We start from the raw sequence: 12,455 nt of genomic DNA, 5'->3' as shown, positions 1-12,455 counted from the left end.
ATCGGTCAAGAGGTTTGTAACAAAAAAGGCCGTCTGAAATTGGGTTTTCAGACGGCCTGAGAGCATTGCCAGTAGTGCATTTGGTCGAATATCGAATGGTATTTACATTCAATATTTTGTAAAGATTTTGTTTTTAATTGATTTCAAACGAATTATTCTATTCCTGCCCATTTATGCGTTTGTACGCTCAGTTGCCAATGAACAGGAGCGTCTGGTCGGCTGTTTAATACGCCGATTTGGCGGATGGTGTCGTAGATATTCATCACACCGTCTTGCTCGCAAGGTGAGAGGTAGTAATGTTGGGCGCGGATTTTGCGTTCCATCTCTTGGCAAAACGCAACGACATCGCCGTCGGCAACAATGCGCACTTCGTCGGCTTTCTCAATGCAGCTAGATTCATATTTGGCGGCATAGCAGGCTTTAGGGCTGGTGGCAACGTAGTCGATTTGCGGCGGCGCGGGGTTGAGGCCGTTGGTTTCGATACACAGAAAATAGCCTTCGGCTTTGAGTGCATTGAGCAGGGTATCCAAATGCGGTTGAATGGTGGGTTCGCCGCCGGTAATGATGATGTTGCGCGCCGTGTAGGTTTTCAGACGGCCTAAAATATCGGACAGGCTCATCATGCCGAATTTAAGGTAGTCGGTATCGCACCAGCTGCAGGCGAGATTGCATTTACCCAAACGGATGAAAACGGCGGGCATGCCTGTATTCCAGCCTTCGCCTTGCAGGCTTTCAAAGATTTCGACAATGCGGTATTGGGGATTGTTTGGTGTGATTTGAATGGTCATGAATATTGGGTGTGCGGGTTTTAATTGTTGTGGTGAAGCGTTTTGAGAAATCGGTTGAGGCAGCCATTCTTTCTGTTAGTTCGAGGGGAAAGAATGGCTGGTGTGTTTAAGCGTTAATGACGGCTGCGGCGGCCAAAAATGCCGGCAAGCCTTGTTTGAGCAGAATGCCTTTGTTGCCGGATGAAAACGCGCCCCATGCGGCGGCGATGAGGACGAAGCCGAGGAACAGGATGGTCGCGCCGTAAACGGCGTTGTCGGGTGCGGCAAAGTGCGCCCATACCAAGCCGATGGCGAGGAAGCCGTTGTACAGGCCTTGGTTGGAAAACAGGGTTTGTACGCGTTTTTGTTCCATAAATTCGTAAGGCATGTTGAACAGCTCTGACGCTTTTTCGCTTGGGATTTGCGTCATTTCGAGCCAAGCGATGTAGAAGTGTTCGACAGCGACGAAGAGGACGAGGAGGGTGGAGATGATTTTCATGAAGATTCCTTTTGATGTTTAGCGGATGGGCGTGTTTGGGGAACAGGCCGTCTGAAAAATACAAAATGCCGGTTTATTCCCCTTCATATTCCGCACACGAAGTCGGCGTTTCCCATAATTTCACGCTGCACACTTTGACACCGGCGTTTTTCAGACGGCCATACATTTCTACGCTCATGTTTTCGGCGGTGGTGCGGCAGGGCAGGCGCAGGGTTTTCATGTTCCAGCCTTCCAAAAGCGCGGCGATTTGGCTTTCGCGTTCGTTGTTGCCGTGATAGATGAAGGCATGGTCGAACGGGTCGGTGATGTGTTGTTTGACAATGGCTTTCAGGTCGGTAAAGTCCATCACCATGCCGTCTTTTGCGCCGCCTTGGATAACGGGTGCGGAGACGGTGATTTCGAGTTTGTAGGTGTGGCCGTGCAGGTTTTGGCATTTGCCGTCATGCCCGTCGAGCATGTGAGAAGAATCGAAGGTAAAGATTTTGGTGATTTTCATGAGATGAGGGAAGCCGATCAGGCCGTCTGAACGGTGTCAAACCGGTTTCAGACGGCCTTGGGATTATTGTTCGGAAGGGAGTTTGAGGAAATGCTCGCGATAATGGCGCATTTCTTCGATGCTTTCGAGGATATCGTCCAATGCCTTGTGCGAACCGCGTTTGACCACGCTTTTGGCGACGGCCGGATTCCAGCGTTTGGCCAATTCTTTCAGCGTGGATACGTCTAAGTTGCGGTAGTGGAAATAGGCTTCCAAGCGCGGCATGTATTTGACCATGAAGCGGCGGTCTTGATGGATGGAGTTGCCGCACATGGGCGTGGATTTCTCGGGTATCCATGCGGACATGAAGTCCAGCAGGTTTTGCTCGACTTCGGCTTCGGTCAGTTTGGATTCGCGCACGCGTTGGGTCAGGCCGGTACGGCCGTGGGTGGCGGTGTTCCATTCGTCCATGCTGTCGAGCAATTCGTCGCTTTGATGGATGACGTAAACGTCCGATTGCGCCAGTACGTTCAAATTGGAGTCGGTAATGATCATGGCGACTTCGATAATGCGGTCGTGTTCCGGGTTGAGGCCGGTCATTTCCATATCGAGCCAGCAGAGATTGTTTGCGTTTTGGGTCATTTCAGACGGCCTTGTGTTTTCAGTTGGCAGTATTATAAAGGATAAAGGTTCGAGCCGTCTGAAAGCATTTGTAACAAGTTGTGCAATCTCTTGATATAATCGTCCGTTACACAAAAAATCACCGCCAAAAATCATGAACCCAAGCCCTTTGCTCGATATTATCGATACGCCTCAGGATTTGCGCCGTCTGGAGAAAAAACAGCTGCCGCAAGTCGCCGCCGAATTGCGCGAATTTCTGTTGGATTCCGTCGGTAAGACGGGCGGCCATTTCGCCAGTAACTTGGGCGCGGTCGAGCTGACGGTGGCACTGCATTATGTGTACGACACGCCCGAAGACCATCTGGTCTGGGATGTCGGCCATCAAAGCTATCCGCACAAAATCCTGACCGGCCGCAAAAATCAAATGCACACCATGCGCCAATACGGCGGTTTGGCGGGTTTTCCGAAACGCAGCGAGTCGGAATACGACGCCTTCGGCGTGGGGCATTCTTCCACATCCATCGGCGCGGCATTGGGCATGGCCGTTGCGGACAAACAGTTGGACAACAACCGCCGCAGCGTCGCCATCATCGGCGACGGAGCCATGACGGCAGGTCAGGCATTTGAAGCCCTGAACTGCGCAGGCGATATGGATGTCGATTTGCTGGTTATCCTTAACGACAACGAAATGTCGATTTCCCCCAATGTCGGCGCGTTGCCGAAATACCTTGCCAGCAACGTCGTGCGCGATATGCACGGCCTGTTGAGCACCATCAAAGCCCAATCGAGCAAAGTGTTGGACAAATTACCCGGCGCGATGGAGCTTGCCCAAAAAGTCGAAAACAAAATCAAAACCTTGGCAGGCGAAGCGGAGCACGCCAAGCAGTCGCTGTCTTTGTTTGAAAACTTTGGTTTCCGTTATACTGGCCCGGTGGACGGCCACAACGTTGAAAATCTGGTGGACGTATTAAAAGACTTGCGCGGCCGAAAAGGCCCTCAGTTGTTGCACGTCATCACCAAAAAAGGCAACGGCTACAAATTCGCCGAGAACGACCCCGTCAAATACCACGCTGTCGCCAAGCTGCCGAGCGAAGTACCTGCTCCGGAAGTTAAACCTGCCGCGGCGAAACCGACTTATACGCAAGTATTCGGCCAATGGCTGTGCGACCAAGCGGCGGCGGACGAACGTTTGGTTGCCATCACGCCTGCCATGCGCGAGGGCAGCGGCTTGGTTGAGTTTGAACAGCAATTCCCCGACCGCTATTTCGACGTCGGCATCGCCGAGCAACACGCCGTTACCTTTGCAGGCGGTTTGGCATGCGAAGGCATTAAGCCTGTCGTGGCGATTTACTCCACTTTCCTGCAACGCGCTTACGACCAGTTGGTACATGATGTTGCCTTGCAAAACCTGCCTGTTTTGTTCGCCATCGACCGCGCAGGTATTGTCGGTGCAGACGGCCCGACCCATGCCGGCTTATACGACTTGAGTTTTTTACGTTGCGTGCCGAACATGATTATTGCCGCTCCCAGCAACGAAAACGAATGCCGCCTGCTGCTCTCAACCTGCTATCAGGCAAATTCGCCGTCCGCCGTCCGTTATCCGCGCGGTACAGGCACGGGCGCAACCGTTTCAGACGGCCTGGAAACCGTTGAAATCGGCAAAGGCATCATCCGTCGCGAAGGCGAGAAAATTGCCGTTATTGCGTTTGGCAGCATGGTTGCCCCATCATTGACCGCCGCCGACAAGCTGAATGCGACCGTTGCCGATATGCGCTTTGTCAAACCGATAGATGAAGAACTTATCGTCTGTCTTGCCCGAAGCCACGATTACATCGTTACCGCCGAAGAAAATGCCGAACAAGGCGGCGCAGGCAGCGCGGTGTTGGAAGTGTTGGCGAAACACGGCATTTGTAAACCGGTATTGCTGCTGGGTGTAGAAGACAAAGTCACCGAACACGGCGATCCGAAAAAACTTTTAGCCGATCTGGGGCTGAATGCCGAAGCCGTTGAAAAACGCATTGCCGGTTGGATAGAAGCCATCTGAAAAATATGAAAACATATCAATACATTGCGTAATTTATGAGAAAAAAATTAATCAGCATCAGTATGGTGCGCAACGAAAACGACGTTATCGAATCGTTTGTCCGTCATAATCTCGAGCTGATGGATGAAATGCACATCATCGATCATGGCAGCAGCGATGGTACAAGGGAAATTCTGATTCAATTGAAAGAAGAAGGTTTACCGATATTTATCTATCAATATCAAGCGCTCAAGTTCAATCATGAGCAATTGGTAAACCTGCTTATGAAGCAGCTTGTCGCAAAAGATGAAGCGATAGATTTCGTTTTTCCGCTGGATGCGGACGAATTTATTTCATGTCCTAGCCGTACCATGCTGGAACAACTCTTGGATGTCATCGGAGAAAACAGGATCGGTATGTACCTTTGGCGCGGCTATTTGCCGACATCGTTGCAATACAACCCCGATTTCACCACACAATTTACCGAGCAACGCCTCGAAACGCTCTTTACCCCCAAAGTCATTATTCCCAGATGGGCTGCTGAATCTTACAGCATGATTATCGGCAGCCATTATATGTTGGATAAAGATGGCAATAAGGTTAAATCAACCCTGTTTCATTCGCCGGATTATCGAGGCTTACATTCTTGGTTTATAGAGCAGTTTTCCGCCCAATTTGCAGAAACCGATTTGTTGTGGCTGGGGCATTTCCCAATCCGCTCCTTGAATCAGCACATCAAAAAAATCCTTGAAAAGTCCATCCTGATTGCCATTAAAGATGGAAGCACCGATATTGCCTGGGAAAACCAATTGCGCGAATTGCTGGATAACGGCATGAAGATGGACTTGAACAATTTACGGCTGTTGGCGTACAAATACCGTGCCGGTTCTACAAGTTTAGAGGCTTCACAGTGTGAAGTCAGTCATTACGAACCCTTGCGTAAAAAACCGCTGACGCTGAAATACACCTCGCCGGAAGCAGGCGATCCTTTGATGGTTGTCGGACATTTGGTACTTGCATTGGCAAGCGGCGCGAAAGATTCCTCTTTAGGACTTAAGGCCGTCTGAAAAACAGCCAGCCCGCACACACAATGATAGGAAAACCTTATGATCAGTATCTTTGATATTTTCAAAATCGGCATCGGCCCGTCCAGCTCGCACACCGTAGGCCCGATGAAGGCCGCGGCCGCTTTTGCCGATTTGCTGCATGCCGAAAACTTGGATACACAAGTGGCGCGCATTGTCATTGAAGTGTACGGCTCGCTTGCTTTGACCGGCATCGGACACGGTACATTTGACGCATTGCTGCTCGGTTTGGAAGGCAGCCTGCCGCACGATATCCCGCTTGCGGACATCCCCCAGCGCTTAGAACGCATCCGCACGCAGCACGTTTTAAAACTCAACGGCCGTGAAATGGCCTTCAATCCCGAAAAAGATTTGGATATTCGCGGCGACAAAGTGTTGCCCAAACATCCGAACGGTTTGAACTTTATCGCCTACAATTCAGACGGCCTGAAGCTGAAAGAACAGATCTATTATTCGGTCGGCGGCGGTTTTATCGTAACAGACGAAGGGTTTGCACAAGAAGCCCAGGAAAATTCGGACGTGCCATATCCTTACAAAAACTGTGACGAGTTGCTGGCACAATGCCGTCAGAACCAGTTGAATATTTCCGAAGTTGTGTTGGCCAATGAAGCGGCGTTGGCAGGTTGCGATGAGGTGGAAGTGCGCCGCCGAGTGGCTGCTGTGGCCGATGTGATGGAAAACTGCATCAAGCGCGGCTTGGGTGCGGAAGGGCAGCTGCCGGGCGGCTTGAATGTCCGCCGCCGCGCGCCGCAATTGGCAGCCAAACTCAAAGTCCTGCGCGAGAGCGAAATCGTCAATACCCAACTTTGGCCGATGGTGTACGCTATGGCGGTCAATGAAGAAAACGCCGCCGGCGGCCGCGTTGTAACCGCACCGACCAACGGCGCGGCAGGCATTATTCCTGCCGTCTTGCACTATTTCCGCAAATTTAATCCGCACGCCAACCAATCGCGTGTCGAAGATTTCCTGCTGACTGCCGGTGCCATCGGTATTTTGTATAAAACCAACGCGTCTATTTCCGGCGCGGACGTCGGCTGCCAAGGCGAAGTCGGCGTAGCGTGTTCCATGGCGGCGGGCGCATACGCCGAAGTTATCGGCGGCACGCCCAAACAAGTGGAAAACGCCGCCGAAATGGCCATGGAACACCACTTGGGCCTGACCTGCGACCCTGTCGGCGGCTTGGTGCAAATCCCCTGTATCGAGCGCAACGGCATCGCCGCCGAAAAAGCCCTCAAGCTCGCCACCCTCGCGCTTTTGGAAGACGGCACAGATAAAAAAGTCTCACTTGATGAAGTGATTCAAACCATGCTGCAAACCGGCCGCGATATGAAGGCAACCTACAAAGAAACCTCACTCGCAGGCCTGGCTATCACCTTGCAGAAAAAAGCCATACCAGTATCCGTGCGCGTGGTGGAATGTTAGCAATAGGGTAGGGGATATGCCCGATAAAAAAAGGCCGTCTGAGAAACTTTCAGACGGCCTTTTTTTGTATGGATCGAATAACTAACCGTTTTTTTGATAAGGGTTTTCCAGTCCGGCCATTAAGTCGCGGAAGTATTCGCGCAACTGTTTTTCGGAGCAACCCATCAGCAGCGCATCTTCAAATGCGTCCTGCGCTATTTGGTACAGTTCGTTCAAGTTTTCGGTCATGACTTTAACTTTTTCGGTGCAGGAAACAATCTGACCGTCGTCGTCATACCATTTGGGCATTTGCGGCATCGCCATTATGCACCTCAATTCAAGAAACGGGATGGATCGTTTTTCTTCACGCGGCGGCCGAAGGCGTATTTCGCGTTCCAATATTTGTGGCTGAGGCTGGTAATTTCGATACGTTTGCCCGTTCTCGGCGCATGAATGAAATTGTTGTTGCCGATGTAAAGACCGACGTGGGAAATGCGGCCGCGCCCCATGGTGCGGAAAAAGACCATGTCGCCCGGCTGTAATTCCGAACGGCTCACGGCAACGCCCATTTGCGCCTGTTCGGCAGATGTGCGCGGCAGGTTCACGCCCATGGCGCGTTTAAAGATGTGTTGCATGAAGCCGCTGCAGTCAAAGCCGGTAGAGGCCGATGTGCCGCCGTAGCGGTAGGCCACGCCGAGTAAGCCCATGGCGCTGCCGATCAATTCGTCTGAATTACCTGAAGGTGCGCGCGTATTGTTGCTTGGGGCTGGACGTGTATTGACGGGGTGGACAGGGGTTGCCTGACGCGTATTGCCGTAAACGTTGGCATTGTCGTTGAATTGGTTTAAAACATGCTGACGGGTGGTAATCAGGTTTTCCAAATCATCGGCGTAAGAAAAATTGACGCTCGCGAGCATGGCGACCGAAGTCCAAACTGCTGCGAGCCGGAGTAAAAAATTCATTATAAAAACTTCCGTTTCAGAAGGCATTCCCTGCCGATTGCAGGCACATTGCCGGTTTCTGAGATGTTATCCCGTATCATTCTCTTGTTATCTGCTTGATTGTATTCAAAAACCGTCTTTTTGGCAAAAAAACTGCTGTTATTTTGCGTTAAACCCTTGTTTCCAAACAAACTAGAAAAACATTAAATGCGGTTTCGCTTGATTTATCCGACGCTGCAACCATATAAGTGGCATTCATTGATTTATTTTCAGAGACTGACATGACACAAAATCACAGCGATATCCGTACACGCTTTATCTTCGACGATATGCCTATCCGCGGTATGCACATCCGCCTTGAAAAGGTTTGGCACCACATCGTCAACCAAAAACATTATCCTGTCGCCATCCGTCGCGCATTGGGCGAATTGTTGGCTGCCGGTTCTTTATTGTCTGCCAATCTTAAAAACGAAGGCACGCTGATTGTTCAAGTTCAAGGTCAGGGCCGTCTGAAAATGTTGGTGGTGGAAGCAACTTCTGAAAATACTGTCCGTGCTACCGCGCGTTGGGACGAAACCGCTGAAATCCATGATGACGAAAGCCTGACTGCGCTGTTGGGCGAAAACAGCGTGTTCGTTTTGACCCATCAGCCTAAAGATGCCGACCCTTGGCAAGGTGTTGTGCCGCTGGAAGGCGACAGCATTGCGCAAATGTTGGTCAACTATATGAAACGTTCCGAGCAGCTCGATACCTATATTACGCTTGCCGCCGACGACCAAGCTGCAGGCGCATTATTGCTGCAACGTCTGCCGGAAGAAGAATTGGATGATGCCGCGTGGGAGCATGTGACTACGCTTGCGCAAACGCTTACTCCGCAAGAATTGACCGGTTTGGATGCGCATCACGCCCTTTACCGCCTTTACCATGAAACCCCGCCTCGCGTTTTTGAACCTGAGACCATTGAATTTGCCTGCACCTGCTCTCGCGGCAAAGTCAGCGATATGCTGTTGATGCTTGGCGGTCAGGAAGTCGGAGGCGTGGTGGCAGAACAAGGCAGCATTCAAATCGATTGCGATTTCTGCCATACCAAGTATGTGTTTGATGAAACTGATGTCAACGCTTTGTTTGGCGCGGATGTGGTGAATGCCGTCCGTCAAGAAAATGAGCGTTTGCAGTAAGCACGGGATAAAAGTTTCTTCAGGAAATTGGCTTAATAGAAGGGCAGGTGTAATACCTGTCCTTTCTTTTTGGAAATATTGAATATCATCAATAGAAAATGCCGTCTGAAAAAAGCGTGGCTAATTTCAGACGGCATGATTGTTTTTAAACAATGTGTTTAATGTTTAAAGATTATTTCCAAACCAACAAAGCGTGGTTGCGTTTGCCGCGGCGGACGATGGTGTATTTGCCGAAGCGTTTGTGTTCGTCGGTCAGCATGTAGGCATCGTCAGGTTTTTCAGCGGCATGGTTCGGATTATTGGCTTCAGCAGGTTTACCGTTGAGCAAAACCGCTTTGCTGTTTACAAAACCGCGCGCTTCTTTATTGGAAGACGCCAAACCGGTTTTTACCAAAGTCTCCACCACGTTGAGGCTCTCGGAAACTTCAAAAGTCGGCAGGCCGTCGAGTGCCAGCTGCTCAAAGTCGCTTTCGGTGAGATGGCTTTGGTCTTCGGCAAACAGGCTTTCAGAAATGCGTTGGGCGGCGGCAAGGGCCTCTTCGCCGTGAATCAGGCGGGTCATTTCTTCGGCGAGGATACGTTGCGCTTCTGGCTTGGTGCCGCTTGCTTTGTCTTTCGCTTCGATGGCATCGATTTCTTCGATGGACAGGAAGGTAAAGTATTTCAGGAATTTATACACATCGGCATCGGCGACTTTCAGCCAGAACTGGTAGAACTGATACGGAGAAGTTTTCTTCGCGTTCAGCCATACCGCGCCGCCTTCGGTTTTGCCGAATTTGGTGCCGTCTGATTTGGTTACTAGAGGCAGGGTCAGGCCGAATACTTGTTTTTGGTGCAGGCGGCGGGTCAGGTCGATACCGGCGGTGATGTTGCCCCATTGGTCGGAGCCGCCGATTTCCAAAACCGCGCCGTGGCGTTTGTTCAACTCGGCAAAGTCGTAGCCTTGCAGCAGGGAGTAAGCGAACTCGGTAAAGGAAATGCCCACATCGTCGCGTTCGATACGCTGTTTGACGGATTCTTTGTTCAGCATGGCGTTGACGGAAAAATGCTTGCCGATGTCGCGCAGGAAGTCGAGGCAGTTCATGCTGCCGAACCAGTCGGCGTTGTTGGCCATAATGGCCGCGTTATCACCGTCAAAGCTTAAGAAAGGGGTCAGTTGGTTGCGGATGCTTTCTACCCAGCCGGCAACGGTTTCGGCAGAATTCAAGCTGCGTTCGGCGGCTTTAAAGCTTGGGTCGCCAATCATGCCGGTCGCACCGCCCACCAAAGCAATCGGCGTATGGCCGGCTTGTTGGAAACGGCGCAATGCCAATACAGGCAGCAAGTGGCCGATGTGCAGGCTGTCGGCTGTCGGGTCAAAACCGCAATAGAGGGAAATTTTTTGTTCGTTTAGCAAAGCGTCTAAGGCTTCGATGTCGGTAGTTTGCGCGATTAAGCCACGCGATTGTAGGTCTTTGATGACGCTCATTGATATCTTCCAAAAAAATTAGCAGTTTTACAAACTGCTAATTGTAACAAATTTCATCGGATGAATGGCTATGGCTTATTGAAGAAGCGTGTGTTTTTCAGAAAAACGCTTGGCCAGTTCTCTGCCGCCGTAAGGGTTGATGTGGTCTCTATCGGAATAAACCGGCAATCCGTTGATTTTGAAGTTCTCCGGAATATAGGCAGTGGCATCGATAATGTGCACATTGGCATATTTTTCTGCCAATTCTTTGATGCGTTCATTTCCTTTTGAAGTGACTGTTTCATCAATGGCAAGATTTTGACTAAATCCCGGTATGCGGTAAGACAGAATATAGGCGCGCAAGCCGTTGTATGACAGATTAGGGTTGTCTATCATCAGGTAAACCGCTTGTTTTTCCGAAGAAAATTTTTGCAACATGAGGTCGAATTTTTTGAAAAAATCGGCATCGTAAGCAAGGGAGTGGCTGTTTTCAGGCATTTGGCTGCCCCAGCGCATGGCCAAAAGCACTTTTGAGTATTGGGACAGATGCTCTTTGGCATACTGATAAACGGCACGGCAGGAGGCGTTTTGCTTGAATACGGGGGCGGCATAATCTTCTACATAGGCACAACTGTCGGCAGAAACCATCGCTGCCGACCAGTTTTCTTTTTTGCCGACGGTATCAAAAAACGTTTTATATTGGTCGGCATGCGAATCGCCTAGAATCAGTAATTCCGGCTGTTTGTCGGTATCGCCCCACACACACTGTTTGTCGGTATTGTTGTGACAAGAAGTGTAGGAACGTGCCAATCCCATACGGTCGTATTGCTGCATAAACGGGAGCTTCATGGCAAGAAAAGGCGTAATGGCCAAAACAAGCATGGGGACGGCATAAACCCATGTCACAGATTGGGCAAAAGAGCCTTTCCAGTGTTTAAACGGCTTCTCGACAAAATAATAAGAAAGCAGAGAGAGTGCGAGCATGATGGCAATCGCGACCGCAGTCGAATACGAAGGCAGATTATTTGAACCGATGTATCTCATAAAAGCCAATACAGGCCAATGCCACAGATACAGCGAATAGGAAATCAAGCCTATGCCGACAGTAATCTTCCATTGGAAAAATTTTTTCAGCCGGTGTTCAAATTGATTGAAATAAATGAATGCGGCGGCGGCTAAACAAGGAATGATGGCGGCTGGCCCCGGAAAATAGGCGGTTTTTTCCGTATAGGTAAACAGGCAGGCAAACAGTACGCATACGGAAAGTAATGCGCCTGCCGCTGCATATTGTTTGCCGGTATCCAGCCCTTGTTGTTGCCGGTATTGCATCCACACTGCCGTCAACGAGCCGATCAGCATTTCACAGGCGCGCAGATGGGGAAGGTAATATTTATCCAGTGTAGTCGGCATAAAAGAAGCCAAAATGCTGAATATGCATAGCGTGATGAGAAAGGCAAACTGAGTGCGCCAGCTTTTGCGGACAACCAGTAACAGCAATATCGGGAAGACGAAATAATACTGTTCTTCGACCGATAAAGACCAAATGTGAAGCAAAGGTTTTTCTTCTTGTATGGGGTCGAAATAGCCCTGACCCTTTGCAAAAAAGATATTGGAGATGAATCCCAAGGTGGACAGGGCTGTCCTCCATAAAAGGAAGAAATCATCTTTGGTGAATAAAAGAAAGCCGCATACCAGCGTTACCGTCAATACGGTAAAAAATGCGGGCAGTATCCGCTTGATACGGCGGATGTAAAATTTTTTGAACGAAAAAATCCTGCTGCTCATTTCACGATGGATAATCATTGTGATCAGAAAGCCGGAAATGACAAAAAAGATATCAACACCAAGAAAGCCGCCAGGCAGCCAGTTTTTTTCAATATGGAAAACGACAACGGATAGAACAGCAACGGCACGCAATGTATCAATATCTGGGCGGTAAGATAAAACTTTGCTCATAATATTTTGATTTTAAAAATTTTTATTTTAATGGCGTCGTCTGAAAAGTGATTCCTGCTGAG

At 50.0% G+C, this 12,455-nt stretch carries 12 protein-coding genes; 4 read left to right on the top strand and 8 right to left on the bottom strand.

Annotated features, from left to right (window positions below):
• Nucleotides 1-152: 152 nt before the first annotated feature.
• The 4 genes from ACTHS8_RS06935 to orn all read right to left on the bottom strand — a co-directional run bounded on the left by ACTHS8_RS06935 (nucleotide 153) and on the right by orn (nucleotide 2,383).
• Entirely contained in the window at nucleotides 153-788 is a 636-nt protein-coding gene (locus ACTHS8_RS06935; protein WP_440373335.1) for a 7-carboxy-7-deazaguanine synthase QueE, read from the bottom strand.
• A 106-nt stretch (nucleotides 789-894) separates the two neighbouring features.
• Entirely contained in the window at nucleotides 895-1,266 is a 372-nt protein-coding gene (locus tag ACTHS8_RS06930; protein WP_440373334.1) for a DUF1304 domain-containing protein, read from the bottom strand.
• Nucleotides 1,267-1,339: 73 nt separating this feature from the next.
• Nucleotides 1,340-1,762, bottom strand: coding sequence for a 6-carboxytetrahydropterin synthase QueD (gene queD, locus ACTHS8_RS06925; protein ID WP_003748900.1), 423 nt, complete (start codon nucleotides 1,760-1,762; stop codon nucleotides 1,340-1,342).
• A gap of 63 nt (nucleotides 1,763-1,825) precedes the next feature.
• Nucleotides 1,826-2,383, bottom strand: a complete 558-nt coding sequence (gene orn / locus ACTHS8_RS06920; protein ID WP_440373333.1) for an oligoribonuclease — start codon at nucleotides 2,381-2,383, stop codon at nucleotides 1,826-1,828.
• Between the two features lie 133 nt (nucleotides 2,384-2,516).
• Between orn and dxs the strand changes: the two genes are divergently transcribed.
• The 3 genes from dxs to ACTHS8_RS06905 are packed head-to-tail and all read left to right on the top strand — an operon-like array spanning nucleotide 2,517 to nucleotide 6,892.
• Complete coding sequence (gene dxs / locus ACTHS8_RS06915; protein ID WP_440373332.1) at nucleotides 2,517-4,406, top strand: 1-deoxy-D-xylulose-5-phosphate synthase; 1,890 nt, start codon at nucleotides 2,517-2,519, stop codon at nucleotides 4,404-4,406.
• A gap of 35 nt (nucleotides 4,407-4,441) precedes the next feature.
• The gene (locus tag ACTHS8_RS06910) at nucleotides 4,442-5,452 is read left to right on the top strand and encodes a glycosyltransferase family 2 protein (RefSeq protein WP_440373331.1); all 1,011 of its coding nucleotides are present in this window, start codon (nucleotides 4,442-4,444) and stop codon (nucleotides 5,450-5,452) included.
• A gap of 39 nt (nucleotides 5,453-5,491) precedes the next feature.
• A complete protein-coding gene (locus ACTHS8_RS06905) occupies nucleotides 5,492-6,892 on the top strand; it encodes an L-serine ammonia-lyase (protein WP_440373330.1) in 1,401 nt (466 codons plus the stop codon).
• A gap of 81 nt (nucleotides 6,893-6,973) precedes the next feature.
• On the opposite strand, the gene ACTHS8_RS06900 is transcribed toward ACTHS8_RS06905, so the two are convergent.
• Together ACTHS8_RS06900 and ACTHS8_RS06895 are read right to left on the bottom strand one after the other, a co-directional pair.
• Complete coding sequence (locus tag ACTHS8_RS06900; protein ID WP_004519529.1) at nucleotides 6,974-7,195, bottom strand: hypothetical protein; 222 nt, start codon at nucleotides 7,193-7,195, stop codon at nucleotides 6,974-6,976.
• Between the two features lie 8 nt (nucleotides 7,196-7,203).
• On the bottom strand, nucleotides 7,204-7,833 hold the full coding sequence (locus tag ACTHS8_RS06895) for a C40 family peptidase (protein WP_440373329.1): 630 nt from the start codon (nucleotides 7,831-7,833) through the stop codon (nucleotides 7,204-7,206).
• 260 nt (nucleotides 7,834-8,093) lie between these two features.
• Here ACTHS8_RS06895 and hslO point away from each other — a divergent pair, with 260 nt between their 5' ends.
• Nucleotides 8,094-8,990: an Hsp33 family molecular chaperone HslO gene (hslO, locus tag ACTHS8_RS06890; RefSeq protein WP_440373328.1), complete on the top strand. Its 897-nt coding sequence runs from the start codon at nucleotides 8,094-8,096 to the stop codon at nucleotides 8,988-8,990.
• A 172-nt stretch (nucleotides 8,991-9,162) separates the two neighbouring features.
• On the opposite strand, the gene tyrS is transcribed toward hslO, so the two are convergent.
• Nucleotides 9,163-10,458 (bottom strand): tyrosine--tRNA ligase, encoded by a 1,296-nt coding sequence (tyrS, locus tag ACTHS8_RS06885; protein ID WP_070713573.1) that lies wholly within the window; start codon nucleotides 10,456-10,458, stop codon nucleotides 9,163-9,165.
• 75 nt (nucleotides 10,459-10,533) lie between these two features.
• Complete coding sequence (locus ACTHS8_RS06880) at nucleotides 10,534-12,393, bottom strand: acyltransferase family protein (protein WP_440373327.1); 1,860 nt, start codon at nucleotides 12,391-12,393, stop codon at nucleotides 10,534-10,536.
• Nucleotides 12,394-12,455 lie beyond the last annotated feature (62 nt).

The organism is Neisseria sp. P0016.S008 (assembly GCF_051957775.1).
GTDB lineage: Bacteria > Pseudomonadota > Gammaproteobacteria > Burkholderiales > Neisseriaceae > Neisseria > Neisseria flavescens_B.
The sequence above is the reverse complement of the archived record's forward strand: the minus strand, read 5'-3'. Positions and strand labels throughout refer to the sequence as shown.

What these genes read in the sequence shown, in the direction of transcription:
- ACTHS8_RS06935 (WP_440373335.1), bottom strand. Translation starts at nt 788, where the DNA reads ATGACCATTCAAATCACACCAAACAATCCCCAATACCGCATTGTCGAA.
- ACTHS8_RS06930 (WP_440373334.1), bottom strand. Translation starts at nt 1,266, where the DNA reads ATGAAAATCATCTCCACCCTCCTCGTCCTCTTCGTCGCTGTCGAACAC.
- queD (WP_003748900.1), bottom strand. Translation starts at nt 1,762, where the DNA reads ATGAAAATCACCAAAATCTTTACCTTCGATTCTTCTCACATGCTCGAC.
- orn (WP_440373333.1), bottom strand. Translation starts at nt 2,383, where the DNA reads ATGACCCAAAACGCAAACAATCTCTGCTGGCTCGATATGGAAATGACC.
- dxs (WP_440373332.1), top strand. Translation starts at nt 2,517, where the DNA reads ATGAACCCAAGCCCTTTGCTCGATATTATCGATACGCCTCAGGATTTG.
- ACTHS8_RS06910 (WP_440373331.1), top strand. Translation starts at nt 4,442, where the DNA reads ATGAGAAAAAAATTAATCAGCATCAGTATGGTGCGCAACGAAAACGAC.
- ACTHS8_RS06905 (WP_440373330.1), top strand. Translation starts at nt 5,492, where the DNA reads ATGATCAGTATCTTTGATATTTTCAAAATCGGCATCGGCCCGTCCAGC.
- ACTHS8_RS06900 (WP_004519529.1), bottom strand. Translation starts at nt 7,195, where the DNA reads ATGGCGATGCCGCAAATGCCCAAATGGTATGACGACGACGGTCAGATT.
- ACTHS8_RS06895 (WP_440373329.1), bottom strand. Translation starts at nt 7,833, where the DNA reads ATGAATTTTTTACTCCGGCTCGCAGCAGTTTGGACTTCGGTCGCCATG.
- hslO (WP_440373328.1), top strand. Translation starts at nt 8,094, where the DNA reads ATGACACAAAATCACAGCGATATCCGTACACGCTTTATCTTCGACGAT.
- tyrS (WP_070713573.1), bottom strand. Translation starts at nt 10,458, where the DNA reads ATGAGCGTCATCAAAGACCTACAATCGCGTGGCTTAATCGCGCAAACT.
- ACTHS8_RS06880 (WP_440373327.1), bottom strand. Translation starts at nt 12,393, where the DNA reads ATGAGCAAAGTTTTATCTTACCGCCCAGATATTGATACATTGCGTGCC.